Origin of the sequence: Candidatus Clostridium eludens, from assembly GCF_045310515.1 — a bacterium.
GTDB classification, from domain to species: domain Bacteria; phylum Bacillota; class Clostridia; order Clostridiales; family Clostridiaceae; genus Clostridium_B; species Clostridium_B eludens.
Map to the genome: position 1 here is coordinate 1 of NZ_JBJHZX010000049.1, position 26,466 is coordinate 26,466.

A 26,466-nucleotide genomic window follows, 5' to 3' on the forward strand; every position below is an offset into this window, starting at 1 on the left:
AGTAATCAGTCCACACAGGCTTGAACAAAGTAAAAGCCAGCGTCATTTAGGCGCTGGAAGTATTACGCCCTTATAGGACTGAGCAAGCCACCTCTTTTAGGGGTGGTCATGACTTTGTGTTGTAGTATTTATAGTGGGAGATTGTAAAAAGTAAGAATGTAAAAAACAGTGAAACAACATATCATTAAAGAACATATATAAGAACATTGCATCTTAATTTCAATGACCATTAATATATTTATTTATAATCTACTAGAATTTAATTGTTCAATCCTTCTTATACTAACATTTACCCTTGCAACTACTTCTCTTATGTCAAAAGGCTTGGTAATATAATCGTCAGCTCCAAGCTCCAAGCTCCAAGCTCCAAGCCTACTACTTTATCCATAATATCATTTTTTGCGGTCAACATTATTATGGGTACTTTATATTCTACTGATATTTTCCTGCATATTTCAAAGCCATTTATATCAGGCAGCATTAAATCTAATATAATTAAATCTATGGATTTATTAATTCCATAATTTATATTATTCCTAGATGATCTGAGAATTAAAATATGGGCTTTACTACGGTTATAATAACCCTTATATTTTTTGAAGTGTGCCGTAAATACGCCTTAAAATTTAAGTTAATATGCTTCTCTTAAGGTACACAGATTAAAAAATAAATTTATTATTTTTAGCTTGATGGCTATGGGGTGCAGCCAACACATCGACTTGTTGGCAACACTTTTTAATTAAAAAATTTTATATTGATTTATTATATAGCACCATATCTTCAGGTTTATTTCTCCAAATATTTTTTTCTAGCTTGTATTTTAATTTCATCAGGCGCAGGCTCGTCGCCGGTGACAAGGTCTTCAAACATTAGGCGCACGCCCAGTCGAAAACGGCATCTGAAATGCCGGTGTCTTTGCATACTGCAAAATTGTATCTTTACTTTGTTTGGTGCCTTCACCTTTTGTCTGTTCGTTTATTTACCTGATGCGGAATTTAAAAGCTGCTCATCCACCCATGAGAGGATGCGTTCATTTGAAAGCAGCTTGGCTCCGGCCTCGCAATGCTTGCCCGCTCCTTCCTCCGAAGTAAAAAGCATAAAGGTTTTTTCACAAGTAAGTGCATCGTAAAGCCGTTTTGCCTGTCCCACGCTTATCTTGTCCTCTTCAGCTTCCAAGATAAGCGTGGGACACTGAATCTTTTCCGCGACACCTTCCATGCTAAAGTCTTTTAACTTCAAAATAACTTCAGTGGGGGTGTCAACTCCAAAGACATACATACCGTTCTCACAAGCCCATTTGAGCGAGGGATTCGCTTTCGCTATTTTTTCAAAGTTCTCATTGAATTTGTCCGGGTCGGCACGAACCATGTCTGGATTAAAGGCGAGTGCCATGCTGTATACGCCGTCGTTTGCGACGCAGGCGGGCCAGGCGATGCTCATAGGCAGCCGCCCTAGGTGCCAGATATCCGCCCAGGCTTACACCCATCAAAACAATTTTATCAGGGTCGACGCTATCAAGGGAGAGGACAAAATTCACGATGGGTGTCACAACCGCCTCATAGTCGTACCGAAAGTACAGGTGCTGCCGGTGTAATGCCTCACCCTGCCCCGGTCCGTCAAATACGAGGCAGTTCATGCCGTGTTCCAAAGCGGCCATTGCCGTTCCATACAGTTCTTCTTTCGTACCGTCAAAACCGGTCATTAAGCTCAGCACAGGGTTCGGTTTCAATGTTTTTTGGCACTTATAATAATGCCCGGGCAGCGTTGTTCCTTCATAAGGAATTTTGACCGATTCAATCACTGGAGCGTTCAATTCCATTACTTTTGCAAAACAGGCGAAGCTCGCTTCTGACAGTTCGGTGATTCTCAGGTCGTTTGGGTTTCCGTGCAGAAAAAATTCCGCCGTACGGTAATAATTGTAGGCCCGCAGATACGTCTTTCTTGCGCTGACCGGATGACCTTTTTTAACATAATCGTCCGCAACAGCGTGAAGCCTTTTTGCCGTCCCGGTCCACTCCTTGCACCTCAGCTTCCGTTATCTTTTCGGCGGTGGTAAGAATCTCCCCGATATCAGCCATGCCACTTGTCGCTGCGCTAAGCAACCTTAAAGTCTGGGAAGCAAATTGATCGTCCCTGAACACAATATTTTTCATAAATAATCTCCTTTTCGCTATACTTTCACATATGTGATTAATTAGCAACATGTTGTATAATCATATTGTAAGCTTCATCACTCCTGCCATCAATCATCAATCATGGCAGGAGTGTCGCATTTTTGAAAAGGGAAATGAAGAAAAATCAAATGAAACATAATCCTGAAATCACCGCACAAACTAGGAAAAACCTAATGGATGCGTTTTGGGACCTGTACAGCAAAGAAGGAATTAAAAAAATATCGGTACGGGAGATTGTCGGCAGAGCCGGATACAACCGAAGCACATTTTATAAATATTTTACCGATGTCAATGATGTACTGGAGCAAATAGAAGCTTCTGTCTTACCGGATCTCAAAAAGCACCAAGATATTATGATCAGTCCGGGCATCCATTCGCCACTCAGCCATATTACCGAGGTTTACAGCCGAAACAAAAAGTATTATATTGTCCTGCTGGGGAAAAACGGCGATCCCGCTTATCAAGAAAAGATAAAAAACGCATTCAAAACATTAGCACGGCCACACCTTCAATCACTCTGTGCGGATGGCTTCATATTGGAATGCACTTTGGAGTATACGATATCCGCTATACTTGGGGTGATGACGTATTGCTTTACGCAGGAAGAAAACTCGAATATCGAAAAGATGGGACAGCTTCTATGGGGCCTTATGAACGATGGCGTGATGAAAAATCTAACTGGAACGCTTCAATCGAATAGCGATTTGGGAAAAGAAAATTTTAAAGCAAGGCAACTGCGTGAGGAAGGAACTAAGAATAGAGAATGAGTATATTTTTATTGAAAAAGCTAGTGGTAAGGATTTTAAAAGACCTAAATATCAATTGATGAAGCGTATGTTTAGGGAAGAAGATATTTTATATATTAAATCTTTAGATAGGTGAGGAAAAAATAAACAAATGATATTAGATGAATGGCAGGAACTTATTGGGGTAGTATGAGCGAAGCTGTTATCAGGGGCAAAGTATATGTTAATTCATGGAAGAGATAATCCTATCGTAAAAAATAAAACGATAGGATTATTTTTTATGCAGTTATCAAAAATCACCGTTTATGAGACCGTGTTTTTTAACATGGTTTTGTCGTTTTGGTTGGAGTTGCCCCTGAAACTGTTTATATTAAGAATTTCATTAAGACATAAAAAGACTTCAAACAGTATTTTTGATTTTTTCTGCATGGCGAAGGTTTTTTTAGAGTATAGAAAAAGCAGTATTTTGGGTTGTTTAGAATACTGTGTTAAGCTACTGACTCTCCAAAAGGGTGGTAGTAGTGCTGCTATACAAACCTAAGTAAGAACAAATCAATTGCACAATTCAAAAAATGTCCTTGAAATGGGTACAAATTACTGTTGAACTTTGTTCATTATCATTGTTGACTTTTGTTCATTAAGAAGCTATAATTTAATTGTAAAAATCGGAGGTGATTAAATGAAACGCGTACCTGACCCTGAAATTCGGAAAAAGCAGATACTAGAGACTGCAATGCAGCTGTTTTACGAAAAGGGCTATGAAAATACCTCAATGGAGGATATTGCTAGGGAATTACAAGTTGTCAAAGGCCTTTGTTATCGATATTTTGATTCAAAACAGGCACTTTTTAAAGTAGTCATAGACGAATACGCAATAGAATGTTGCCAAGACTTTTTGAAAATTATACACAATCCAGATATGACGATTAAGGAACGCTTGAAAACTATATTGATGTTAATGCTTCAACCGAAAGAAAAGGGGCGTTATCATGATTTTTTTCATAAGCTTGGAAATGAAGTGATACACGAACAGATAACAGTTAAAATGTGCAAATATATGATACCGCATGTAGAGGAAGAACTGGAGAACCTTTTCAATGAGGGAAAACTTGCAACTGAATATCCCAAAATAATGGCGCAATTTCTTATGTATGGCCAAATTGGCATATGGCAAGAAAGCGAAGAATCCATTGAAATAAAAGTTCATCAGTTCGGTGAAATTATCAAAGCTCTATTGGATGGCTAAACTTATAGCAGTTTAGCCTTATTTTGTTCATCCAACAGCGAAGAACAAAAATAATATATTTATGGTATATTCGACTTGAAAGAGGAGGAAGATTACTTTGAAATTCTGGAAAAGAAACTTGCTAGTTTGCTGGTTCACAATGTTCGTAACAACGATGGGTCTTAGTCAGATTGTACCTGTGTTACCCTTATATATAAAACAGCTCGGCGTTTCTAATACGGCAACTATCGAACAGCTCTCTGGCCTGGCATATGGAATAACCTATATCGTCGCCGCTTTTTTTTCACCCATCTGGGGTTTTGCAGCTGATAAAGCTGGACGTAAGCCAATGATTCTACGTGCATGCCTAGGTATTGCCATCGTTACATTTTGTATAGGGCTTGTTCGTAATGTATCCGAATTAATTTTATTAAGGACATTGCAAGGGGCTATTACAGGTGTCGGTACGGCGTGTACTACATTAATTGCAACGCAAACGGATAAGGAACATGCAGGATGGGCACTGGGTACCCTCTCCACTGGATTATTGGCAGGTTCACTTCTGGGGCCGACGCTCGGAGGGGTCATCGAGAAATTTCTTGGTCTGCAATATGTTTTTTTCATCACAGGCGCATTATGTATGGTCGCTTTTTTGATATCATTGACTTTTGTGAAAGAGCAATTTGTCCGTTCTGATAAAAAAGCGCTTTCAATGAAAGACGTATGGAAACTTATTTTCAACCCTCGCTTAACAATTATCCTATTTCTTACTTTTTTTGTTTTAACTATAGCACTAAATTCAATTGAGCCCATTGTTACGGTGTATGTCTCCACGTTAATGCGTAATACGGGAGACGTTGCCCTGATTGCCGGTCTGACTTTTTCGGCTTCCGGCTTGGCAAGCATTCTGGCGGCGCCGAGCATAGGAAAGGCTTCTGATAAAATCGGTCCACACAAAATTATCTTTTACGGACTAATCATTGGTGGGATCATCTTCATCCCTCAGGCCTTTGTAAAACGTCCATGGCAATTAATGGATCTTCGATTTCTTTTCGGCTTGGCAACAGCGGGATTGACTCCGGCAATCAACGCGCTGGTTAAACTAATCACTCCGGATCAAATCACTGGGAGAATCTTTGGCTTTCTGATGTCGGCGCAGTATTTTGGGATTTTCGGTGGTTCTTTTCTAGGAGGGCAGGTGGCGGCCTTTTTCGGTATTCGAAATGTCTTCTTTGTGACAAGTGCATTGCTACTTATAAACGCTGTATTAGTTTATAGAAGTGTTTATAAAAATTGGTCCGGTGAGATGCTTTTAAAAGGGTAACTCAAACAAAACCGACGAATACCACTTTATGCCTTAGCGTGGGTTTTGTCGGAAATGTTGGCGCTACCCCATGGCTATCAAGCTAAAGAAAATAGTACAATAAATAATAGAAATCTATTTTTTATAAGGAGGGCTAAAAATAGCAAAAGAAAAATTAATAACACAAAATGGAATCAAGGAATTATCAAACCATATACTAAAATATTTTTCAGAAGAAAAAATTGAAGAGATAGCTAGAAGTGTAGGATTCGTGCAAAGAAAAGGTAAGTTAAAGGCATGGCAGTTTCTTTATTTGTGTACATTTTCACAATAGTAGATTCTACAGCATTTCAAATTGATGAACCTTAATTTTATATAATCGTAGATTAAAAATATGAGTTTACTATATAATAAAGGTAAGAACAGGAGATTATTACCTTTATTATATGAGGAGGATTACCATATGACTCTATTTAAGAAATACGTATCTACTAAGAGTATAATTATATTTAGCATGTTGGTAACTTTAATGACAGGATGCTCTAGCACATCTAATTCAGCAAACAAATCTTCTAATAATGCTGAAAAAGTCATTGACAGTACTAAACAAAATTCTAATACTGGAGATTCTAAATCTTCTACTAATAAACCATCTAATAGTTCTGACAATAATTCATCTAACGTAGAAGATTCTTCCAAAGTATTTTTATCAAACATTATGCAGTCAGCTAAGCAGGGAAAGGTTATCAACTGTGAATTCACCGATAAGACAAATGTTATTGAAGATGTCAAGGAAAAATGGGGAGAACCTGATAAAATCGATTGGGTTCCTGCAGCTAAGGGAAATTATGCTACATATTCAGAGCACAATATAGTTTTTGGATTTAATAAAGGTTCTCAAATATTTGAAGTGAGATCCTTTGACAGTAGGATAAAGAAAATAACTTTATCCAAGGTAAAAGAGGTATTTGGAACTCCAGCATATGATGTTAAATCCAATGGTGAAGAAGTAATTGGCTATGTAGCAACAAAAGAGTTTAAAATATTATTTGTATTTCCCCAGTCTACAAGCAATAACAAAGATCTTTTACTAGATCATTATTCAGTTCTTTATCCTCAAGGAACTGTTAACTCAATGGCAGATGATCCAGGAAGACAGTGGTAAATCAGGAATAAGGACTGGTAAGTATGAAAATCGAATATGCCTGTATCCAATACTGCATAAAGGATCCTTGAATATAATAAATTTCCTGACTATTTTTTGTAATGTATGGGTATAGTTATATTTATTTTTTTATATATTTATTCTTAGCTTGATGAATATATCCCATTACCTCTAATATTAATTTTTTTCTTTAGTTATTTTAAATGAAGTCACTAGCAGATGAATGCCTATTGCTGCAAAAAATACGCTGAAAACTTTGCGCAGCATATCATCAATTATGTGTTTGATTTCATGTATAAAAACCTTGCATTGGGCTTCATAGTTCAATTTTTATTGTTCATGAAATCATTTCTTTTATATAATTTAATACCCTATGTATTTGGTGGATTTATGCTATTAAATTAATCTGAATCTTAATTTTAATAATTCTATAGGTATTCTTTCAGCTGGAGTTATTTGCTGTAGTGTAAAGCCTTCATAATCCGATAAAGTATTCTTAAGGTATTAGTAGGATAGCACAAAATAGGTTAGCTTCACGTTCCAATTTGTTTATTGATAAGAATGTATTATCCTTTAAAAAGGGAGTATTTGCACATAGTAACCATTTATTGAGCCAAGAAGTTCCTGCAGTACTAAAATGTTTTCTGCATCCACAATTTCAAAGGAACTATTTGTATTGTGTGTTTTCACCAACCTAATAACCTCTTGTTCTATTATTTTTTTCAATTTCCCCATCTCCTCCCAAATATTACTTTCTATATTTTTTAGGAGTAAACTTCTTAGCTGCTTGTCTAAGGATGTGGTTATGTGAGAAGTAAATATAATGCTAAAGAAGTAGTTGTTGACGGAATAACCTTTGATTCCAAAGATGAAGCTAGGTATTATGAGTATCTTAAAAAGAAAAAGGCCAAAGGTGAAATAGAGAATTTTGAATTACAGCCCAAGTTTACTCTGATACCAGCTTTTGAATATAAAGGGAAAAAGGAAAGGTCCTCCACATATACATTGGACTTTTTAATATACAACCTTGATGGTACGGAAACTTATGTTGATGTCAAAGGTGACAGTACACCGCAAGGAGAACTTAAATTTAAAATGCTTAAATATCTTCATCCAACTATGGACTTCAGGTGGATTTCAAGAAGCTTAAAGTATAGTGAAAGTGAATGGATAGATTTCAAGGAGCTCAAGAAGAAGAGAAGGGAGAGTAAGAAGGATGCCTAGAATAAAGATAATTGATGATTCCACTGGTCATGTAAAAGAAATAGAATGTTCGGGATTTAATTTGCAGTACGTTCAATCTACTGGCAATAGAGTAATAGAAAAGATAAGAGTATTGCTGGAATAAGGAAGCTGGATAATATTAAGAAATTATGCACTTAATGCGGTGTTAAGAACTTTATAGATTCTATGGATTTAGGGTGTGATTTTTATAAAGAATAAATTATGATTGTAAGATATTACCGATGTATTGTTTCTTAACTATATTACATAAAATAATACATGTAAAATTTAAATATAAAAAAGGCCTATAGCCAAAAGTGCTACAAGCCATTATATATAAATACTTAACGCAATTTTTGATATATAATTTTTCTTAATATTATTTTTCGAAACACTCACTAGAAGGTGGAATGCTCTGAGGAAATATGAATACATTCTGTGGATCATATTTAGCCTTCACTTGGGTTAATCGATGAAAGTTGTTACCATAGTAAGCATGTGGCCAGTCTCGGATTGAGAGATCCTGTGTATTCACGTAAACGTAACGGGTAAAAGGGAGCATAGTTTTGCGGAAGGCTTCTACCCAATGAATACCCAGAGAAGCATCTTCTGGCTTATCCCAGGTGGCAAAGATCGACATATTAGACAAAGCTGTACGCTGGAAGTAGGCTGTAGCTATACTCGACACTTTTGCCACCGCTCCGCCAAGACCGTGAAAAAAAATAGAGACAGATGAAGTAGGCGGTTCGTTAATGAAGTGTCTGATTGTTTCAATGCCCTTGTCTGGAAGCAAGTTATAGACATAGGGACCAACACTCTTGAAGGGCAGTGGAGACTTTGGTTGAGAATCTGCTATTCGGGTGGCAGCATCAATCCAAGGTATTTCTTCGATGGTCACATTTTGTGGTGAGCCAGCTCGAAGTAAAGGCTGTAACAGATGGCGCAGCTCTTTAGCCGAGCCAAGAAAGACACCTTGCATTAATAGCAATGATTGCACTCCTGAAAATATTGTAAGTGTAGGGGTCAGTCGTTCATCAGCGTCAGGGGTAGTATATTTCTGCCAGATTGGTAGCACCGACTCTAGGTCATCCAGACTCCAGGTAATTTCGGCAAAACCGACTGTGTCAATATGGTGTGTGCGGAAACGGAAAGCAGTGCATATGCCAAAATTTCCGCCGCCTCCTCCACGCGAAGCCCAAAATAAATCAGAATGATGGTTAGCATTAGCGTGAATCACTTGTCCGTCGGCATCAACCATCTCCAATTCCAGCAGGTTATCAAGAGTCAGGCCCCACTGCCTTGATAGAATACTGTGTCCACCGCCCAAAGTAACACCAGCAATTCCTGGAGTGGCACAGACACCACTTGGTACAACCAGTCTTTCGGACCAAAGTGCATTATATAGAGCTATATTGCGTATGCCGGTCTGAACCGTTACAGTGTTACACTTACGCTCTACTTCCTTTACCTTATTCATTTCACTGACGTCTATTACGATGCCAGCATTGATGACTGACAAGGCCTCATAGTTGTGTCCTCCAGATCGCATGCGAATTGGCACGTGTTTATAGCGCGCCCACTTCACTGCGTTGACTACATCTTGTGTTTCTTGTGCGAAAACAATTACTAGTGGAAATTTATCGAAAAAGGTATTGAAATCCTGGCGAGCTGCGTTATATTGTGGGTTTCTTGGTAAAACAATACGCCCAGTGAGTTCAGGTTCCTTTGAATGTTTCATAAAGACATCTCCTTTTTTTCTCTAGTTGGTGTTTAATATTTGCAGTATATATTATGTTAATATGGGTAAAAACGTACTAATCAAAAGAATTGGGATGATAAATTGAATGGAACGTTCCAAAAGAAAAAAGGATGGACAGCCCCAGAATAAGGACTCAAAAGGTCATGTGAGAAGCGTACCGAGAGGTAATAAAAACGCTGAAACACATGGCCTTTTTTCTAAGTATCTTCCAGGGGAAACATCTGAGCGAGGATACAGGCTTTATTGATACTTTATCAACGCTAAGATTCATCAATCATATAACGGTAGAGAGATATATTTATAGATATTTTAAAATATAAAAGAGATTTAATTAGAGTTTCCAAGTTAAAATTAATGATGGAAATGACTTTAGAACCCTTATATTACCTATGAATGGTACTAATTTTATTTAACACATTAGTTATAGATAGATATTAATAACTATAGTAATAAAAATAAAAAAATTGCGAAGTAACTATTAAGATAAGAAATACAAACGGTGATCTCTGCTAAGAAAATAAAATTAGTAGCATTTCTATTTTTATTGACGGTTGTGAAGTAAATCATGAGTCGTTGAAAATTGAATGATACAGTGTTTAAAAACTTTATGCTCCTTATATAATTATAAAAATCTTGTGGGATACATGATATAATTTAGCTAAAAATTAAGTCGAAATTGTAATTTATTGGGCCTTATCAGTATATTAGAATAGTGTAAAATAGTATGTGTAAGCTCTGAAACTATTTTACACCATATTTAACTCTATATTCGGAAGGTGTATAATTCATATATTTTTTGAATACTTTGCCAAAGTAACTTATTCCATTAAAGCCTACATCAAATGCAATGGTAGAAATAGGCTTTTTACTTTTCAAAAGTAGTTCTGACGCTCTTAAAGTTCTATATTCCATTATAGTATATCTATTTCTAAATTAGCGTTATTTTGGGGTATTAGTTCTGCTTTTGCAGCAGCTTTCTATACATTGTAGCCAAGTTCCCTTCTTGCTAAATGGGATTCTACAATTGTAGTTGGGTGGGGAATGCTCATTGGTGGAATAGCCTTCAGCTTTATTCATCATCCTTGGAATTTTACAGGTCAATGGTCTATTGCCTCAGTATTTGCTGTTATATTTGTAGTATTATTTGGAACTCTTATTGCTTTCTATTGTTATTTGGAAAGTTTAAAATATATACAACCAACTGAAGCAAGTGTATTATCCTCTGCTGAACCTTTATCTGCGGCTTTTTTATCTGTGCTATGGTTACGCGTTCCTTTAGGTATGCTTCAGTGGTTAGGAACAGCATGTATCATATTTACAATTGTAATTTTGTCTCATGCAAAAAATAAGGAAAGTATGGTTTGACTCTGCTTTTAAGTCTAAACAAGGAATATATAACGAAATTCATTTTGATTAAAGTGAAACTTTGATCAAAAATGGAAGGTGGTATATAAGTAGTAATGTATATAGGGTTGATAATTTCATTTAAAAAAGGGTATAAGCTAAATAAAATAATGAAAATGTCACATGATGGGGGGGAAATCTTTTGCGGTCTTAAAGATTTTTGTTTTAATTGGTGCGGTGGTTGGTATATGGATGGCTTCTGGCACAATACCAGCGTCTATTATTGCTTAAAGTATATGTTCCGTCCATCTTTGTTCTATGTGCCTTTATAATATATTGTACAACTTCATTTTTAATAGGCTTATATTGAAGACAACCTACGAACTTTCCGATGAAGACGTAGTTGAAAGAACACTTTATGACATGGCATTTAAATACTTTCTGAATCTTGCACCTGAGGAAGTTGATCTGTATCTATAAAGTCTGATATTTATAAAGATCAAATGGCTTTTCAAGAAACAGAATACTTTAAGGAACGAGCAAGACAACGATATATGATTGAAGCTAAGAACAGTGAACTTAAACACCAGCACGGCTATGATATGGCATTATCGTCTGGCTTAATTAGCATGCAAATGCAAGGTGTACTTACAATGTTTACTGTTAATATCAAACGAATCATAAAGCTCCTAACGGAGTAATAAGCTTCAAGTAACACATTAATGAGAGAAGAGCACGAAATATTTCAGAAATAAATAAAATACTCCGTGCTCTTTTTACTGCTTAAATCAATCTTTAGGAAAAAAGCCAAGCTTTTTCAGTGGCCTCAAAATATATAGGAAGATTTTTTTACAGTTACGTTTAAAGGCTTGATACAGAACAAAGTAAAAAGGTATCGCAGTTCCATATAAAATGGTGTAAATAATATATTTTAAGGAATTTAACCTTTAAAAAATCAGATACCGCAATAGCCAGCTCAGGCACCAAAAATATGCACAATGCAAGAACTAGAATTTCTATAAAAATAACAGCTAGCTTTAAAAAGTGTGTCGTAGCTTATTTCATAAAAAGAACCTCACTAATTGAATTTTATCGAAATGTTAATCATTTTCTGGTTTTGTATCTAGTAGATTTTTTAATAGTTTTTCAAGCACGTCCACAATAGCTGTGATGATACTTGTTGCTAAAATACCAATTAGACTTAATGATATAGGACCTGCTGGGTCATCTCCTGTGACCTTAGAAAGTACCTTTAAGTATACTATCCCTAACACGATGAAGAAAATGGTTGTTAAAGCAGATTCCTTTATAACCTTCAAAGATTTAAGTGATAACTTGGAGAAAGCATTGTTTCTTTCGATATAGGTTAATAGTTTAAATACTTGATACAATGCAACAGAAAACGCGATACAGCATCCATACGCAAATCCTAAAATGGGATATAGCGAGTAGTCCCCTGGATGTGCGGTTGGTTCCCTAATGGCTAGTACCGGTAACCAAAAGATACACAAAGCAAGTACTGCAATTCCAGCCAGAAAAATACTTACCTTTAAGAAAGTGGTTGGACCTCGTTTAACATTCATTTAAAACACCTCACTTATTTTATGTATTAAATAAAACTTTTAGCAATCAAACTCAAGAAACATTAAAAACATTAAGAAGTTATAGAGTAAAAGAAATAAATCCTAATGCAAACTGGGATATTCTTAATAAACTTCCTAAATGGGAATATGATGGTAGTAGGAATGTTCGAATTTTTTTTGGTTCTCGTGATGTTCCCGATATTATATCTACATGCAATAAGTTAAAAGAAAAAGGTGTTCCAATAAAATACAAATAGACAAGGCATTACATAATGACATTTTTCTATTAGAAGAGACTTTCAATAATATAATTAATCAATTAAAAGAATGGTCTTTACAAGTTAATCTAACGTAATTTTCTATTAGGTTTAGTAACTAAGACCACATGATGGATATTAATTCTACCATATGGTCTATTTTCATGCATATAACTACCATACCCATGGTTTACCGTTTTATAAATCAAATGGGAGCATTCTTTATCAATATAGAGTTCACCGATGAATTTTTAACTTATTCAAGGATTTTAATGACAAAAATATTGTGTAGCTATTTAAATTATAAATACTCTTGAATTTTAAAAGTTTATAAATAGGCTAACTTTTGACCTAGAAACCCTATATAATCCAATCAAGGTAACGGGTGAAATAATATATTGACTCAAGTTAAAATAATAGAGAGCAATTCTTATAGATATAAATAATGAATCTCACAGCGTGTTTTGACATTTTTTTTACTTTTATTTGACAATTTACCCATAATCATTAGTTACAATAAAATAGAACATTATAAATAATAAAAATTTAAGGGGGACTAAACAATGTTAAAAATGAAGTACAAATTACTTTCAGCTTTAGTGATTGCAGCACCATTATTATTAAACACAGGAATTGCTACAACAGTTCATGCATCTTCCATTGATAGGCATCAACAATTGGAAAGTTCAAAAGTCTTGTATAATAGAGCAGGAGCACATGATTCTTATTATTCTCTTAAGAATTTTAGCTCCAAATTAGATGCTTTAGTATCGGCAGGAACTATAACTGAAAGCCAAGAAACAATATTATTAAATCTATTTTATGGAGATCAATTGACATCAGAAAATTTTAAATCCCAATTAGATGTTTTAGTGACAGCAGGGACTATAACACAAAGCCAGGAATATTCAATATTAAATGTATTTACTAACTGGACTTCTAATTGGGAAATACCGTCAGCACTATTGACCCAACCAGCACAATCAATGCCACCAGTACAATCAACATCGTCAACAACAACATCATCATAGAACACAAATTCTCGAAATAAAATCCAATTAAGTGAGAGTATTTATTAAGCAAGCTTAGACTGGCGGAAAAATATCAGACAAGCATTTGTATGATAATGTAGATTTTAGATAGATAAACATATGAAATTTTAAGTAAAGAATATTCTATCTGTACTAATGTATTTTATCAAAGATGTCTATGAAAAAGCCAGAGGGGAGTTGTGAACTTCTCTCTGACTTTTTATAAGGCATCTAAAAATAAATAGTGAGTCAAAGGTGACTAAGTAATAATTTATTTGCATAACAAAATTCTAGTATATATTTTAGTGATGAAAAATTTAGCCTGTATAATGCTATTAGAATAAAAACCTCAGAGTTGTACCCAACTATAATACTAATTAAGTTGAGGTGATATAGAGTGGCTAAAAAAATATATTTGGTTGAGGATGAATATAATTTAAATATTTTACTTAAAAAATATCTTCAAGAAGAAGGTTATGATGTAACTACTTTTTTTAATGGAAGCTGTGCAAAAAATAGAATAAAAGATACACCAGAACTCTGGATACTGGATATAATGCTTCCAGATATAAGTGGATATGAGTTGATTGAATATATAAAACAAAATAACAAAGATACTCCTGTCATATTTATATCTGCGATGAATGGAGAATTTGATAGAGTAGTAGGATTGGAATTTGGTAGTGCTGATTATATATCAAAGCCCTTTTTACCAAGGGAATTGGTTATAAGGACTAATAAACTTATGAGAAGAATTTATGGTGATAGTAATAAGACAGAAGATTTGAATGTAGAGGTTGGGGAATATTTTATTGATAAAAAACGTAGAGTAGTCTTGTTTAGAGGTAAAGAACTTAAACTTACTAAGAAGGAATTTGAATTATTAAGTTATTTTGCTGAAAATAGGAATAGTCTAGTATTGAGAGAAGAAATTTTAATGAACGTCTGGGATACCAATTATTTTGGCTCTACTAAGGTTATAGATGATACCATAAGAAGACTTAGAAAGAAAGTAGATAAGTTAACTATAAAAACAATATATGGACATGGATATAAGCTGATCAGCTGATTATCAGTTTGTAAAAAGGTTATGTTAGCATGCCTACATTCATCTATACAGATGAGTGAGCAATTAGCAAAATGAATTTGATACACATAAAAACGTCTGCATTCTTTTGTTCTCATTTAGTATGAGTTCTTTTATGTAATCTTATCTCTTATAAGTTAATTCCAGTTACTTTTCATTATATTTATATGTAGAAAGGGAGGGCTTATGGATATATTTATAGCAAGGCAACCTATTTTTGATAGATTTAATAAAATTTATGGATATGAACTTTTGTTTAGAGATGATATTAAAAAAAACAAATTCAGTGAAAATAATGGAGATAAAGCGACTATAGAGGTTATAAGGAATAGTGTTTTTTATATAGGTATAAATAGAGTAACTGAAAATAAAATGGCTTTTATTAATTTCACTGAAAATATTTTAACATCGGAAATATTTTCGATAATTTCACCTGAAACTGTAGTAATTGAAATTTTGGAAAATGTAAAGCCATCAAATGAAGTAATAAATGCATGTAAGATTTTAAAACAAAATGGGTTTATACTTGCCTTAGATGACTTTGTCCTTAATGAAGAACATAAAAAATTTATTGATTTTGCAGATATAATAAAAGTAGATTTTCGTGTAACTCAAGGTTATGACCGGAAAAAAATAATTAATGATGTAAAATCTAAAAAAATAAAATTTCTTGCAGAAAAAGTTGAAACAGCTAATGAATTTAATGAAGCTCTACAGTATGGTTATACATACTTTCAGGGATATTATTTTGGTAAACCTACAATCATATCAGGTAAAAAGATATCTGAGGATAAATTTATATATAAAATCATTAAAGAAGATATGATAGAGTAATGCTGTAGTTAGGTTTTAATTTTAAGATTAGAGATTTGATAAACGCATATGCACTGTTTAAAGTTAAAATCCAGAGAAAATAATATGTTTGTTGAAATTAGAGAAAATCCCCAGGAGTTTATTTACTGCTCTTAATATAAATGAAATTTAGGTAAATAAGCTCCATAAATAAGTATATCGGATTAATGGTATTACTATATTTTTAGAAGTAGCACCAATTGTGCCCAGTAGTATACAACATATAGTCTCCTCAACTTTAACTTGTTTCATAGACTAGTAATGGCCTAGTAAAAGGATTACTTGTACAAATACTCTTATTTTTATCTGAATTTATAAATGGAGATTGATAAATTTAGAACATACTAATATCATTTTTTAGTTGCGATACATCATGACGATTTGCTCCTGTTACCACTACTGATAACGGTACTCCTCTGCCGTCTACGAGGATATAGTTTTTGTTCCCATTTGTTCCTCGATCTGTTGGATTTGCCCCAACAGATTCTTTTGCAAGAGGAGCTTTATTCATACTTCCATCTATACTAAGCCACTCCCAATCAATTCCTTGGATTTCGTTGTATCGCTCAAGGCCTAGTTTCCACATATTCTCAAATGTAAGGATAATTTTGAACTTAGAGTAGATAGAAATTATTTTAGAAATATATAATTTAAATTACAAAATCTTTGTATTAAGAATCAAAATGAAACAAATTTATTCTAATCTTTCATAAGTTTTAAATTTTCCCGGACTATTTTCATTCAAAATATATACTCTTGCACCTCTTACAAAACCTTCCTTACTATAGCCATTGAAACCACTACAGCGTCCATATCCTAATGCAATGCCATTAACGCTTCCAACATAATCGTTTATATGGTCATGACCTACAAACACTCCTTTGACATCTCTCATTTCAATAAGAGCCGAAAGCAATCCGCTATCAATTTGCTGTGGGCACTCTTTTTCATTTCTGTTTCCTATAACTTTTCCATTTTGCCATACCATATATTGTTGCTGCAATGGAATGTGAAAAAACATAAATGATGGAATTATCTTACCAAAGTGTTCCTTTAGACTATTTGATAATTTTTTATACCAATCTATCTGTTCTTTTGTTATATATCCATAACCTGTTTCATCATAGCTGCCTGAATCAAGCATATAAATGTTAAATATAGGTTTATCATTTTTAGAATCCTTGATGATGAGGTTATAATCTCCAGCTCTATCAATTACGCTTGAAAAATTTTGACTAATATTATGTTTGTATGACATATATATTTCCATCTGATTTTTCCTATTTACCGTGCATAATTCATTATCATGATTGCCTAAAACTACTGCCCAAGGAATTTTTCTATCTTCCATAGGTTTTGCAATATTTCCAATTGCTTTTTTAACGCTTTCTTTAGAGCAATATCTGCCATCTATATTGTCGCCAGTTAGCACAACAAGGTCTGGTTTTTCAAGATTTAATGTATTTTCCATAAACTTTATAGTCTTTTCATTTTTTAGAGAATGCTCATGTAAATCTGCAAACTGCACAAGTTTAAATTCACCATTTGGGTTAAATTTCAATTTGATTTTTTGTGGAATTCCCATATAATTTCTTAAAAAAGTAGTATTAAAAATAATCATTGTTAATACTACCTTTTTAAATACGTTATTTAGCATTTTCTACTTTGCTCCTTTTATATTTTGAAATAATTTTTCATTCATATCTTTTCCTTACTGATTTAAATTTATTAGTTATGCATAAAATTTCAAGTGCCACATAAAAATACAGTAAAATTCAGGGTTGAATAATACAGTGATTATAGAGCTGTAAAATTTTATTTTAGAGTATTTTCAAGTGTTGTGATAAAATCAACTTTATTATTAGGGTGTGTCTGAAAACATAAAGTTGCACCAAAACTAAGCTTTAAGTAAAATAGAAGAAAAACTTGGAGGTTGCTATTATGGCACAAAAGCGTTATGAAATATCAGATGAACAATGGAATCAAATAAAAGACTTATTTCCAGTTGCAAAAACTGGGCGACCTCCACTATAATAGATAATCGTATTATATTAAATGCTATATTATGGATTGGAAGAAGCGGAGCACCTTGGCGTGATTTACCAGAACGTTTTGGTTCATGGAAAACCGTATATAGCCGTTTTTGTAAGTGGCGTGATAATGGTACTTTACTAAATATTTTTCAGACCTTAAATGAAGAAGCAGACTATGAAAATTTAAGTATTGACTCTACTTCTATAAAGGCTCATCAGCACAGTGCAGGAGCTAAAAAGGGGCAATAAATCATGAGTTGAACCAACATATTGGAAAGAGCCGTGGTGGAAATATGACCAAAGTACATGCAATTGTTGATGGGTTAGGCAATCCGATTTATTTTCAGTTATCCTCTGGCAATGTAAATGACAATACGCTGGCCATTGAGGTGCTGTCTCATGTAAAAATAAAGAATAGCAATATTCTGGAAAATAAGGCATATGGAACAAATGAAATATGAAAATATATTTCATTCAAATTTTAAATTCTTTACAACTAGCCTCTATTCATATGATTTAAAGCCAGTGTGCAAAGCAGGTAAGTATGCAACTGGCTTTGGCGATAAAATCATATCATATGCATCCTCATTGTAAAGAACAAGCCTATGGTTTCAAATTGGAAATTTTCATTGAATGGATTGGCCTAATTTTAATTATATCTTGGCCTAAAAATTAATTGATATGGGTTCAATAGAAGTTTATGTGATGAACCGTGTGATATCAATGCCTACAGAAGATTGTATTGCTTAAAAATATACTAAAAATTAAAAATATAAGGCTATTGTCCACATAATTATAAAAAATGGTATATCCTACAAGTATTGAAATTACTAAAGTTTTTCATTGAATTCACGTTAGTTAGTGTATAAAGGTAAATTATTATGATTTAATTATGGAAAATAATAAAAATGTATTACGATAGTATCGGATTACGCAGTGGGAGGCATTATGAATTTGTATGGTTAAAGATACACCTGGTATAATTCAACAAATGGCCAGAAGCATAAAAACAAGTAGCAACCAATACTAGTAATATGATAGAAGTCTGCCTAATTGTTGAAAGCCAAAATGCTGCTGAAACTGGCCTTACAGCACTGCAAACGCCGTATGATGAAGTTCAACAGCTAATCAACAGGATGTCAGCAAGAGGTAATTGGAAAAGCAATTCATCAGAAATCTATCAATATTTATAGTGGACTCAAAGAGTTAATTATAAATAAAATAATTGTGCACAAGGAGGTGCACGTTAAAAATCAAGGAGGAAAGTATTATGGTTAAAAAACTCAAACTTTTAATTGTAATGGCGGCTGTGGTTGGAACATTTGGAGTAACATCTGTTCCGGTGTTTGCTGATACGGCACCTGCTTTTAAAAGTGCAACCTACAATGTGAGTACAGGAGAATTGGTTGTAACAGGGAGCAATTTGGCAACAACATCCGGTACTAATAATGATATTGACCCGTCAAAAATTGCTATTACAGACAGTGTAAACAATAACTACACCCTTACAACTAAGGCGGTAGAAATTAAAAGCTCTACTGAAGCTGATATTACTTTGAATGCAAAAGATGAGGTAGCATTAGCAAGTTTTCTGGATCAAAATGGAGCAAAAGCGTTGAATAGAGGAACTTATCAGATAAATGTACTTAGTGGATGGGATGGAAGTACATCGACTACTGACATTAGCACCCATGCACTTACTGTTAGTGATGTTCCTCGTTTGGATTCTGCTGCTTATGACTTAAAAACAGGTACGCTAACTCTGACAGGAAATATGGTATCCAATTCTTCCTCGACCACGTCAGATATTACACCTAAGTGTTTAACGATTACAGATAGTGCTACAAAAGTATATACGCTCACAACTGTGCCTACTTCAAAAGCTCCTGTAAAAGTAACAGATGGTACTACAGCAGTAATTACATTGAATGTTGCTGATCAATGTGCACTTCAGGGAATTTTTGACAATACTTCTGCGGATATAAAATCTAAAGAAAATAATACTTACAACATTATAGCAGTTGCAGGTTGGAATGGATCAGGATCAACTGCCTCAATGGCTGCTCATGCTATTACAGTATCAGATTATGTATTACCCACGGTTACTATGAGTACAGATATTACTTTAACGTATGGAAGTAACATATCAATTCCTGCAGGTGCTTTTAGTAAGCCAGGCACTGTTTATGTAGTACCAAGTGGTAGTACTTACAAGACACAAGCAGATCTTGATTCACTAGTAACTGATGGGGTAGCATTAGGAGCTTCAGTAACTGACATAACTAAAGCTACCACAATTTCTACTAAAACAAGTGCTACTAATCCATATAAATTGACAAAAGACACTCAAGATTACTATCTTGTTGAAGTTGATAGCTCTGGAGTACTATCATCATTATCTTCAAACAAAGTTACAATTAACAACGTAGCAGCCCCATCACTTACGGTTGCACTAGCAAGGGGTACAATCAGTGGAATAAGGGTTACAGCAACAGCATGTGCAAGTGATAGTTTAGCATATGAGTTTTCAACTAAATCAGTAACAATTCCTAAAGTGGCTACAGCTATAAGCCTAGCAACAGATAACCTTCCTGTAGCAGGTTCTGTATATGCATATACTTCTGGAAATGATATAAATGGGGTAGATCCTGTTACAAATAAATACTTAGAAATATATGAACTTGATTCAAATAACAAAGTTGTTAAGTTTAAACAAATAACTGTATCAGCATTGAATCTTACCTTGGCTGTGGCAAGTACAGCCACAGCAACGACTGGAACAAAAACGATCACATATACTCTGTCAACAGGAACATTTAATGTAACAAATGGTACCGTAAATGGTAACTGGACATTTGGAGGAACAAATAAGGCCGACTTAGGAGCAATAACAGGAGTGGTATTGTCAAATAGCAATCATACAGCAACAATTACAGTAACAAATAATGTTGGCTCAAGTACAAAAAATTACACAGTAGTACCAAAACAAGCAGCTTTGTCAACAGGCTTTGCAGTGCCAGCAGCAACAACAGTGACAGTGCAGCAACAATCGCAGACATAACATCACTGACATGCACATCAACATCATCAAACAATGCGGTTGCGGTAGCATTGACAGGTGGAACGTTTAAAGTAGGAATAATAGCATAAAGTGATTTTGTATTCGGAGGAACAAATGCAGCCGTATTAGCAGTAAGAGTATTTACAAGAACCAGTAATATAATTATTACATAACTGGCATTAACAGGTGGTGAAGGTGATACAGTACTTGTTAAGGCCTGCAGCGATAGCAAGCAGTATTCTAACATTAGCATAATAAGCAGCAATTAATGAGAACGGTATAGCAGTGACGACTACAAGCCTAGGATGGAGTAAAATCTGTCTTAGGCTATTTTTGTATCTATAACTAATAAAAATCAAAGGTATATTATCATGTTAAAAATGTGCTTAAAAATAAAATAGAAGAAATGGAAGGATAAATGTAACTGGTAAATTCAGTAAATAATTAAAAAAATAGACTATACTCAGGTCTGTGCGTATAAAATTATAGTTTTGTGAGGGTTGAATTTAATACAATCAGCAAATTGGTAAAAGGATTAGAGGTAATAAAGGAGGTATTTATTCTTTAAAGGAGGCAAAGAAAACAAATTATGAATATTATAATTGAAAAAATGCCAGCGTATCGAATTGCTTACATAAGGAAGATTGGCTCTTATGGAATTAACAATGTACAAATGGTGGAAGAATTAAAAAAATGGGCAAAATTCAACCAGTTATTTAATGAGGAATCCATAATTCTTGGAATCGCTCAGGATAATCCTGAAACTACTAAACCTGAAAATTGTCGTTATGATACTTGTATTGTTGTTTCAAACGACTATTTAATAACTGACAGCTATGTAAGAGAAGGCAATATTGCTGGAGGGAAGTATGCTATTTTTAAAATTAATCATGCAGCAGAAGCAGTTCAGAAAGCTTGGCTTGATATTTTTCCACAATTATCAAGCCAAGGATATCAATTTGATGAAACAAGACCAATCATCGAGATGTATGTAGTCCAAATAGTTAATAATCATCATTGTGAAATTTGTGTACCCATATATTAAAGTAGTAATTGGATAATTCTAAATAAGGTTGAATTAACATAATTTTAAGTTCAGTTATGTCGTATCTTTTGTATTCTGTTTATTAACTAGAATGAAAAATACTCTAGTTTTATTTTTTAATATCTATCCAATTAGATATTATATTCGTAATGCCTGAATGCCCATAAACATATGATTATCTGACTCAATGGTAATTTGTTCATGGTATTGTTTGGTTAAACTGTGGAGGTAATTTATTATGACATACTGCTGTCATATTCAGTGTGATATTATATAAAAAATAAAAAGGTAATTGTTTTATATTAAGGAGAGAAATAAAACTATGTCTTATAAATTGAGGGAAGTAACAATAAGAACGAATAATTCTGAAGAAGGAATAAAAATAGTTAGCGAAATTTGGGGGATATTATGAGAAAATTGGTTTGATTTATCCTAATAGAGATAAAATAAATAGGCGAGTGTATTGCGAAAAAGGTATAGAATGGTTAAGTTTTATATTTAGATTAAAGGAAACAAATATGCCAATTAAAGAAATTCAATATTATTCTATATATAACGCATAAAAGATTAAGCATATTTAAAACTGTACTTGAAAAAATGGGTTAATCAAGTTCCAGAAACTACAATTAATAGATTATGTACGCATGTAATTTATTTTGTGCGTTATATATATTTATATGGTATTGAACTGTGACATTCTTAACAAGATGACAAGATTTTATAAGTTATCGGCAAAAATTAACCAAAGGTTATCTCTCTGGTTAATTTTTTAGATGGTATAAAATATAACTACAATTAGGATATTCTACTTAAAGAGGCCATTGTTTTACCTCGGGTGTATCCAATTCCCCATTTGTTATTATAATCACAGCCTGAATACCATACGTTATATGATCCATCTTTAATTACAAATGATGATCTGTAAATATTTTGAGAATCCCATCCATGGGCTGAAGGATATATTACGGGAAGTTTACTTGCAGACCAAACAATTCCATCTGTACTTTTTATATAGTACAGTGCAGTATAGCCGGCCCGATTATCTCTAGCAGTCAATAAACCTTCATACCCAATATCAGATTTTATTACATTAAGGTGCCATATCGTCCAATTAGGAATATTGATTTCACAAGTTTTTCTTTTACTCCAGTCTGTGCTGTTTTTGCTTGTAACATAAGACATTACATTGCTTTCACTTATATACCACATTTTGTATATGCCGTTATCTTTGATAACGGCTGGAGAATAACCAGAAATGGGATATTTGCATTTATATATTAATTGAGGTTTTGACCACTTGATTCCATTACTTGAAATTGATCTGTAGAATTTAGAAGGTCCCAGTACATTTTCTTTATTGTAAACATAGTATACGACAAGTTTGTTATTATCAAGTATAATATCCGTATCACTAAAGTGTCCTCCCACTTTAACATCTTTAGGATGGGGAGCAATGGGATTTTTAAGTCCGTTTGGAGTTATCCAGGAAAGTCCATTATTGCTGGCTGCAATACATGGATTTTCATAGCTGCCATTACCATATGGATAAGGGGTATAAGCCATCCAGTACTTATATCCATGGAAGCCAGCATTTATATAGAGCACATCAGGATGCATAGGCTGGTTAAATCCATCACAGGTTTTTATATTTAGTGGCTTTAGGGAATTAGCATTAATATTAACTAATTTAAGATATTGCTTTTTTTGTTCTTCCTCCCTGCCGATTCTAACTATTCTTTGATGTTGAATATATTTTTCTCTTTGAATTTGCGACATAATTCTCTTATTATGTCGATGAAATAAATAGCCCAAACACAGAAGAGATATTGCTAAAATAAATATAAGTACAAAAATAATAATATTTTTATTTTTTTTATTCATAATATAATTACTCCTTTAAATAATAAGATGAAATATGTATGAACATAAATAGTTAATTTTTTAATATAATCTAATTTACTTTTAACTTGAAATCTCCGAGAGGTTAATGATATACCATTTCACCTCATCTTTTTCAGAAATCTATAGAAATTTCTCTTTTCCTATTTTATTATTGCTGGGATTTTTGTACCTATATTTTCATACTGACATCAATGCTTGTCCTTTAGATAACAGTTCATAAATTAAAATACTTACAAATTCTTTAATATAATACTATTATTCTAATATGTACTAATAAACAATTTTATGAATATATTTATCTAATTTAGTCTTCTTTAACCCTAGAACCTGATAATATAATGTAAGTAAAAAATACCATTAAGAAACTAACAAAATTGTAGAAGCACTGTTATCAGGCATTACTAATGCAAATAATGCAATAATAGAACCTGAAATTGTTATAGGAAACCCAATAGATATTTCATTATATTCACTCAAATTACATTTTGCCAATTTATGGCAATTCCCTATACTATATAATAACAAAAGACAAACACCAGTTATTTTTGTAAAACCTAAATTAAAAAAATAATACTTGATAAATATTAAAATAGCTGGTGCAACTCCAAAAAAAACTAAACCTGCTAAGGAAATCAGTTCTTTTTGAAGGTTACTAGGTATATCTGAAAATTTGAAAATCCTGCTATATATAACGCACAAAATAAATTACATGCGTAAACACAATCTATTAATTGTAGTTTCTGAAACTTGATTAACCCAGTTAACGAGCCATTGAACAGCAGTCCTAATTTCTTTTACGCTTGAAAAAAGCATTATTAATGACCTCGTCTTTTATCCAGCCCCATAAACCTTCTATGATATTCATTTGGGGACTATATGTAGGAAGAAAAATCAATGTAATACGATAACTATTATGATTCAAAAATTGTTCAAGCAAACTTGTATGGTGAACTTTAGAATTATCAAGAATCATAACTATTTTACCTTCTGGATATTGTTCAAGTATATTTTTAAGAAATTCTAAAAATACCTCAGCATTATATTTACTATGTTCTTCACAATAAACTTTCCCAGTTGCATAGTTGATAATTCCTAAAAGCTTTACTCCTTCGTGTTTCCCATAGGTTGGAATTATTCTTTGTTGACTTTTAGGAAACCATGTTTTATATATTGCTTGGTAATCTCTAATCATTGACTCATCTTCAAAAAGAATGTGGTCAATATTACCATCAATCAGATTTTTTTTAAATCTCAAATTCTTGCTTAAAGGTTTCTTGCCTTTCAGGGTCTGCTTTTGCCAGTGTATACGCTTCTTGTATAACTAAGATTTAACTTGTGTAATACTTGCAGCATACCTCTACTACTATACTCAACGTAGTTCTTGATAGATTTTTTAATATCTTTATTTCTTCTTTTTCACTGGCATCTTCGTTATGCATATTATCAACTCCTGTAATAATAATTTTATTTTAGTATATCATTATTCAGGTAGACTTTTGAAGGACAGTCTTAAATATGCTCAATCTTTTATGCGTTATATATAGATTGTATACTCAAAAAAGCAATATAGAGAATAATATAGTGCATTTAGATAAAAAAATTAATACTTATAAGAAAATGATTAATAAAGCTGTTATTAAGGATTAAGCCACGATATTCCTATTAGGTGAAGTATTAATTCTTTTTGGTTTTACACTGGCAACATGTTCGGTAATCACAACATAATTTTATTACAACAGGTTAAAAACTGTACTGGGTTCCAGAATGGTTATATATATTGTGATTTTGAGTGGTGGCGAGTCGAACGGAGTTTCATATGCACTTTCCCGTAGTGAAATTAATAATAAACAAAAACTTGATAGATTAATGTCCTAAATAAATAAATTTACTGGAAATTTTTATATCGCAGCAATATTAAGTAATCTATGGAAAAATGTACTTTGGTAATTCGTTGAAATGGCAGGATTCACCAAGTCTTACCTTTATTTGTTTAATTACTAGGTTTAATTTTAAGTGAATTATACCTAGTAATTGTGGCATAATTTGGAATGATTGTGTGAAGTTTTTATTATTTACCCACATCTAAAGTAATATCAGGAGTTCGATTCTCCTAGGGGCTACCAATGACTGTATAAGAGTGTTTTGAGGTTTCAGGGCAGTCTTATTTTTACGTTTAGCACATTAGTTAAATAATATAATTAAGACTACTTTTGATTACTTGAAACTAATAGAATTAAAATTTAAAAAGAGTATTTTGAATTTTGATATGATACATTTTTTAAGACGATATATGTAAACTAAATTTAACAAAGAAAAATTATAATACATTATTGACAAGTCAAATATAAAAACCTATACTTACAATGTGTGATAAATTTAATAATGAATTGTTAGGTGAGGCTCCTATATTAGATATATGCTACTGCCCAAAAATATCGAGAGATGCCAATGGGTCAACAGGTACTGCCGGATTAAGGTTTTACTTAATGTAGCTGAGTTTAACTCAAAGCTATATAGTGCTAAAGCTCAACGAAGGATATTTATAGGAATATTTATTTATTCGTGTTTAGAGTTTTTTAGAGCCTTTTTGAAGGCTCTTTTTATTATGTTTTAACAAGTTGAAGGTACTTTAGTGCCTGAAACTAAAAACCGCCTGCTATGCGGGTGAGATTAAA

General features: G+C 33.2%; 28 protein-coding genes, 5 pseudogenes and 1 riboswitch. Of the genes and pseudogenes, 20 read left to right on the plus strand and 13 right to left on the minus strand.

Going from position 1 to position 26,466, the window contains the following annotated elements:
* Positions 1-263 precede the first annotated feature (263 nt).
* From ACJDU8_RS21685 to ACJDU8_RS21700, 4 genes and pseudogenes are all read right to left on the minus strand, one after another.
* A pseudogene (locus ACJDU8_RS21685) lies at positions 264-481 on the minus strand (response regulator transcription factor); the annotation flags it as partial.
* Between the two features lie 494 nt (positions 482-975).
* On the minus strand, positions 976-1,440 hold the full coding sequence (locus tag ACJDU8_RS21690) for an alpha/beta hydrolase family protein (RefSeq protein ID WP_406794266.1): 465 nt from the start codon (positions 1,438-1,440) through the stop codon (positions 976-978).
* Positions 1,376-1,813: an alpha/beta hydrolase family protein gene (locus ACJDU8_RS21695; protein WP_406794267.1), complete on the minus strand. Its 438-nt coding sequence runs from the start codon at positions 1,811-1,813 to the stop codon at positions 1,376-1,378. Before ACJDU8_RS21695 ends, ACJDU8_RS21690 begins: the two co-directional genes overlap by 65 nt.
* Before the next feature lie 151 nt (positions 1,814-1,964).
* Positions 1,965-2,153 (minus strand): hypothetical protein, encoded by a 189-nt coding sequence (locus ACJDU8_RS21700; protein ID WP_406794268.1) that lies wholly within the window; start codon positions 2,151-2,153, stop codon positions 1,965-1,967.
* A gap of 122 nt (positions 2,154-2,275) precedes the next feature.
* On the opposite strand from ACJDU8_RS21700, the gene ACJDU8_RS21705 reads away from it, so the two are divergent.
* The 5 genes from ACJDU8_RS21705 (at position 2,276) to ACJDU8_RS21725 (ending at position 6,613) form a co-directional block, all read left to right on the plus strand.
* The gene (locus ACJDU8_RS21705; RefSeq protein WP_406794269.1) at positions 2,276-2,941 is read left to right on the plus strand and encodes a TetR/AcrR family transcriptional regulator; all 666 of its coding nucleotides are present in this window, start codon (positions 2,276-2,278) and stop codon (positions 2,939-2,941) included.
* A 199-nt stretch (positions 2,942-3,140) separates the two neighbouring features.
* Complete coding sequence (locus tag ACJDU8_RS21710) at positions 3,141-3,461, plus strand: hypothetical protein (RefSeq protein WP_406794270.1); 321 nt, start codon at positions 3,141-3,143, stop codon at positions 3,459-3,461.
* A 138-nt stretch (positions 3,462-3,599) separates the two neighbouring features.
* A complete protein-coding gene (locus ACJDU8_RS21715) occupies positions 3,600-4,166 on the plus strand; it encodes a TetR/AcrR family transcriptional regulator (RefSeq protein ID WP_406794271.1) in 567 nt (188 codons plus the stop codon).
* A gap of 97 nt (positions 4,167-4,263) precedes the next feature.
* Positions 4,264-5,469 carry a multidrug efflux MFS transporter gene (locus ACJDU8_RS21720; RefSeq protein ID WP_406794272.1) on the plus strand — a complete coding sequence of 402 codons (1,206 nt, stop codon included), beginning with the start codon at positions 4,264-4,266 and terminating at the stop codon, positions 5,467-5,469.
* 442 nt (positions 5,470-5,911) lie between these two features.
* Complete coding sequence (locus ACJDU8_RS21725; RefSeq protein WP_406794273.1) at positions 5,912-6,613, plus strand: YjgB family protein; 702 nt, start codon at positions 5,912-5,914, stop codon at positions 6,611-6,613.
* 573 nt (positions 6,614-7,186) lie between these two features.
* On the opposite strand, the gene ACJDU8_RS21730 is transcribed toward ACJDU8_RS21725, so the two are convergent.
* Positions 7,187-7,339, minus strand: coding sequence for a hypothetical protein (locus ACJDU8_RS21730; protein WP_406794274.1), 153 nt, complete (start codon positions 7,337-7,339; stop codon positions 7,187-7,189).
* An 81-nt stretch (positions 7,340-7,420) separates the two neighbouring features.
* On the opposite strand from ACJDU8_RS21730, the gene ACJDU8_RS21735 reads away from it, so the two are divergent.
* Positions 7,421-7,837, plus strand: coding sequence for a DUF1064 domain-containing protein (locus tag ACJDU8_RS21735; RefSeq protein WP_406794275.1), 417 nt, complete (start codon positions 7,421-7,423; stop codon positions 7,835-7,837).
* Positions 7,830-7,961 (plus strand): hypothetical protein, encoded by a 132-nt coding sequence (locus ACJDU8_RS21740; protein WP_406794276.1) that lies wholly within the window; start codon positions 7,830-7,832, stop codon positions 7,959-7,961. The genes ACJDU8_RS21735 and ACJDU8_RS21740 overlap by 8 nt, the downstream gene beginning before the upstream one ends.
* 255 nt (positions 7,962-8,216) lie before the next feature.
* Here ACJDU8_RS21740 and ACJDU8_RS21745 read toward each other — a convergent pair whose 3' ends face one another.
* The gene (locus tag ACJDU8_RS21745) at positions 8,217-9,575 is read right to left on the minus strand and encodes an FAD-binding oxidoreductase (protein WP_406794277.1); all 1,359 of its coding nucleotides are present in this window, start codon (positions 9,573-9,575) and stop codon (positions 8,217-8,219) included.
* Between the two features lie 106 nt (positions 9,576-9,681).
* Between ACJDU8_RS21745 and ACJDU8_RS21750 the strand changes: the two genes are divergently transcribed.
* On the plus strand, positions 9,682-9,843 hold the full coding sequence (locus ACJDU8_RS21750) for a hypothetical protein (protein ID WP_406794278.1): 162 nt from the start codon (positions 9,682-9,684) through the stop codon (positions 9,841-9,843).
* Positions 9,844-10,337: 494 nt separating this feature from the next.
* On the opposite strand, the gene ACJDU8_RS21755 is transcribed toward ACJDU8_RS21750, so the two are convergent.
* A complete protein-coding gene (locus ACJDU8_RS21755) occupies positions 10,338-10,508 on the minus strand; it encodes a helix-turn-helix domain-containing protein (RefSeq protein ID WP_406794279.1) in 171 nt (56 codons plus the stop codon).
* Here ACJDU8_RS21755 and ACJDU8_RS21760 point away from each other — a divergent pair.
* The 3 genes and pseudogenes from ACJDU8_RS21760 to ACJDU8_RS21770 all read left to right on the plus strand — a co-directional run.
* Positions 10,509-10,961, plus strand: a pseudogene (locus tag ACJDU8_RS21760) (EamA family transporter); the annotation flags it as partial.
* A 297-nt stretch (positions 10,962-11,258) separates the two neighbouring features.
* Positions 11,259-11,420: a transposase gene (locus ACJDU8_RS21765; protein WP_406794280.1), complete on the plus strand. Its 162-nt coding sequence runs from the start codon at positions 11,259-11,261 to the stop codon at positions 11,418-11,420.
* Positions 11,408-11,641: pseudogene (locus tag ACJDU8_RS21770) on the plus strand (transposase); the annotation flags it as partial. The gene ACJDU8_RS21765 and the pseudogene ACJDU8_RS21770, both read left to right, overlap by 13 nt.
* Positions 11,642-12,040: 399 nt before the next feature.
* On the opposite strand, the gene ACJDU8_RS21775 reads toward ACJDU8_RS21770, so the two are convergent.
* Positions 12,041-12,523, minus strand: a complete 483-nt coding sequence (locus ACJDU8_RS21775; protein WP_406794281.1) for a DUF2975 domain-containing protein — start codon at positions 12,521-12,523, stop codon at positions 12,041-12,043.
* An 820-nt stretch (positions 12,524-13,343) separates the two neighbouring features.
* Between ACJDU8_RS21775 and ACJDU8_RS21780 the strand changes: the two genes are divergently transcribed.
* The 3 genes from ACJDU8_RS21780 to ACJDU8_RS21790 all read left to right on the plus strand — a co-directional run bounded on the left by ACJDU8_RS21780 (position 13,344) and on the right by ACJDU8_RS21790 (position 15,732).
* Positions 13,344-13,811 (plus strand): hypothetical protein, encoded by a 468-nt coding sequence (locus ACJDU8_RS21780; protein WP_406794282.1) that lies wholly within the window; start codon positions 13,344-13,346, stop codon positions 13,809-13,811.
* A gap of 397 nt (positions 13,812-14,208) precedes the next feature.
* Positions 14,209-14,880, plus strand: coding sequence for a response regulator transcription factor (locus ACJDU8_RS21785; protein ID WP_406794283.1), 672 nt, complete (start codon positions 14,209-14,211; stop codon positions 14,878-14,880).
* 204 nt (positions 14,881-15,084) lie between these two features.
* On the plus strand, positions 15,085-15,732 hold the full coding sequence (locus tag ACJDU8_RS21790; RefSeq protein WP_406794284.1) for an EAL and HDOD domain-containing protein: 648 nt from the start codon (positions 15,085-15,087) through the stop codon (positions 15,730-15,732).
* Between the two features lie 376 nt (positions 15,733-16,108).
* Here the strand turns inward: ACJDU8_RS21790 and ACJDU8_RS21795 are convergent.
* Both ACJDU8_RS21795 and ACJDU8_RS21800 read right to left on the minus strand, forming a co-directional pair.
* Positions 16,109-16,345: pseudogene (locus ACJDU8_RS21795) on the minus strand (IS5/IS1182 family transposase); the annotation flags it as partial.
* A 99-nt stretch (positions 16,346-16,444) separates the two neighbouring features.
* The gene (locus ACJDU8_RS21800; protein ID WP_406794285.1) at positions 16,445-17,407 is read right to left on the minus strand and encodes a metallophosphoesterase family protein; all 963 of its coding nucleotides are present in this window, start codon (positions 17,405-17,407) and stop codon (positions 16,445-16,447) included.
* Between the two features lie 319 nt (positions 17,408-17,726).
* Here ACJDU8_RS21800 and ACJDU8_RS21805 point away from each other — a divergent pair, with 319 nt between their 5' ends.
* The 6 genes and pseudogenes from ACJDU8_RS21805 to ACJDU8_RS21830 all read left to right on the plus strand — a co-directional run.
* Positions 17,727-18,032 carry a transposase gene (locus ACJDU8_RS21805; RefSeq protein WP_406794286.1) on the plus strand — a complete coding sequence of 102 codons (306 nt, stop codon included), beginning with the start codon at positions 17,727-17,729 and terminating at the stop codon, positions 18,030-18,032.
* Positions 18,033-18,040: 8 nt separating this feature from the next.
* Complete coding sequence (locus ACJDU8_RS21810) at positions 18,041-18,244, plus strand: transposase (RefSeq protein WP_406794287.1); 204 nt, start codon at positions 18,041-18,043, stop codon at positions 18,242-18,244.
* Between the two features lie 573 nt (positions 18,245-18,817).
* Complete coding sequence (locus ACJDU8_RS21815) at positions 18,818-18,976, plus strand: hypothetical protein (protein WP_406794288.1); 159 nt, start codon at positions 18,818-18,820, stop codon at positions 18,974-18,976.
* A 77-nt stretch (positions 18,977-19,053) separates the two neighbouring features.
* Positions 19,054-20,844: a hypothetical protein gene (locus ACJDU8_RS21820; RefSeq protein WP_406794289.1), complete on the plus strand. Its 1,791-nt coding sequence runs from the start codon at positions 19,054-19,056 to the stop codon at positions 20,842-20,844.
* Between the two features lie 589 nt (positions 20,845-21,433).
* Entirely contained in the window at positions 21,434-21,889 is a 456-nt protein-coding gene (locus tag ACJDU8_RS21825; protein WP_406794290.1) for an AraC family transcriptional regulator, read from the plus strand.
* A 404-nt stretch (positions 21,890-22,293) separates the two neighbouring features.
* A pseudogene (locus tag ACJDU8_RS21830) lies at positions 22,294-22,437 on the plus strand (MerR family transcriptional regulator); the annotation flags it as partial.
* A 247-nt stretch (positions 22,438-22,684) separates the two neighbouring features.
* Here the strand turns inward: ACJDU8_RS21830 and ACJDU8_RS21835 are convergent.
* From ACJDU8_RS21835 to ACJDU8_RS21845, 3 genes are all read right to left on the minus strand, one after another.
* A complete protein-coding gene (locus tag ACJDU8_RS21835) occupies positions 22,685-23,770 on the minus strand; it encodes a hypothetical protein (protein ID WP_406794291.1) in 1,086 nt (361 codons plus the stop codon).
* Positions 23,771-24,148: 378 nt separating this feature from the next.
* A complete protein-coding gene (locus ACJDU8_RS21840) occupies positions 24,149-24,283 on the minus strand; it encodes a hypothetical protein (protein ID WP_406794292.1) in 135 nt (44 codons plus the stop codon).
* 292 nt (positions 24,284-24,575) lie between these two features.
* Entirely contained in the window at positions 24,576-25,097 is a 522-nt protein-coding gene (locus ACJDU8_RS21845) for an IS630 family transposase (protein WP_406794293.1), read from the minus strand.
* A 1,073-nt stretch (positions 25,098-26,170) separates the two neighbouring features.
* A riboswitch (M-box (ykoK) riboswitch) is annotated at positions 26,171-26,336 on the plus strand.
* Positions 26,337-26,466 lie beyond the last annotated feature (130 nt).

Bases quoted from the DNA above. Each gene is read 5' to 3' on its own strand.
- ACJDU8_RS21825 (WP_406794290.1), top strand. From the start codon at position 21,434: ATGAATATTATAATTGAAAAAATGCCAGCGTATCGAATTGCTTACATA.
- ACJDU8_RS21750 (WP_406794278.1), top strand. From the start codon at position 9,682: ATGGAACGTTCCAAAAGAAAAAAGGATGGACAGCCCCAGAATAAGGAC.
- ACJDU8_RS21715 (WP_406794271.1), top strand. From the start codon at position 3,600: ATGAAACGCGTACCTGACCCTGAAATTCGGAAAAAGCAGATACTAGAG.
- ACJDU8_RS21690 (WP_406794266.1), bottom strand. From the start codon at position 1,440: ATGAGCATCGCCTGGCCCGCCTGCGTCGCAAACGACGGCGTATACAGC.
- ACJDU8_RS21790 (WP_406794284.1), top strand. From the start codon at position 15,085: ATGGATATATTTATAGCAAGGCAACCTATTTTTGATAGATTTAATAAA.
- ACJDU8_RS21805 (WP_406794286.1), top strand. From the start codon at position 17,727: ATGGAATCAAATAAAAGACTTATTTCCAGTTGCAAAAACTGGGCGACC.
- ACJDU8_RS21725 (WP_406794273.1), top strand. From the start codon at position 5,912: ATGACTCTATTTAAGAAATACGTATCTACTAAGAGTATAATTATATTT.
- ACJDU8_RS21815 (WP_406794288.1), top strand. From the start codon at position 18,818: ATGATAGAAGTCTGCCTAATTGTTGAAAGCCAAAATGCTGCTGAAACT.
- ACJDU8_RS21700 (WP_406794268.1), bottom strand. From the start codon at position 2,153: ATGAAAAATATTGTGTTCAGGGACGATCAATTTGCTTCCCAGACTTTA.
- ACJDU8_RS21710 (WP_406794270.1), top strand. From the start codon at position 3,141: ATGTTAATTCATGGAAGAGATAATCCTATCGTAAAAAATAAAACGATA.
- ACJDU8_RS21755 (WP_406794279.1), bottom strand. From the start codon at position 10,508: ATGGAATATAGAACTTTAAGAGCGTCAGAACTACTTTTGAAAAGTAAA.
- ACJDU8_RS21800 (WP_406794285.1), bottom strand. From the start codon at position 17,407: ATGCTAAATAACGTATTTAAAAAGGTAGTATTAACAATGATTATTTTT.
- ACJDU8_RS21835 (WP_406794291.1), bottom strand. From the start codon at position 23,770: ATGAATAAAAAAAATAAAAATATTATTATTTTTGTACTTATATTTATT.
- ACJDU8_RS21765 (WP_406794280.1), top strand. From the start codon at position 11,259: ATGTGCCTTTATAATATATTGTACAACTTCATTTTTAATAGGCTTATA.
- ACJDU8_RS21745 (WP_406794277.1), bottom strand. From the start codon at position 9,575: ATGAAACATTCAAAGGAACCTGAACTCACTGGGCGTATTGTTTTACCA.
- ACJDU8_RS21820 (WP_406794289.1), top strand. From the start codon at position 19,054: ATGGTTAAAAAACTCAAACTTTTAATTGTAATGGCGGCTGTGGTTGGA.
- ACJDU8_RS21775 (WP_406794281.1), bottom strand. From the start codon at position 12,523: ATGAATGTTAAACGAGGTCCAACCACTTTCTTAAAGGTAAGTATTTTT.
- ACJDU8_RS21740 (WP_406794276.1), top strand. From the start codon at position 7,830: ATGCCTAGAATAAAGATAATTGATGATTCCACTGGTCATGTAAAAGAA.
- ACJDU8_RS21780 (WP_406794282.1), top strand. From the start codon at position 13,344: ATGTTAAAAATGAAGTACAAATTACTTTCAGCTTTAGTGATTGCAGCA.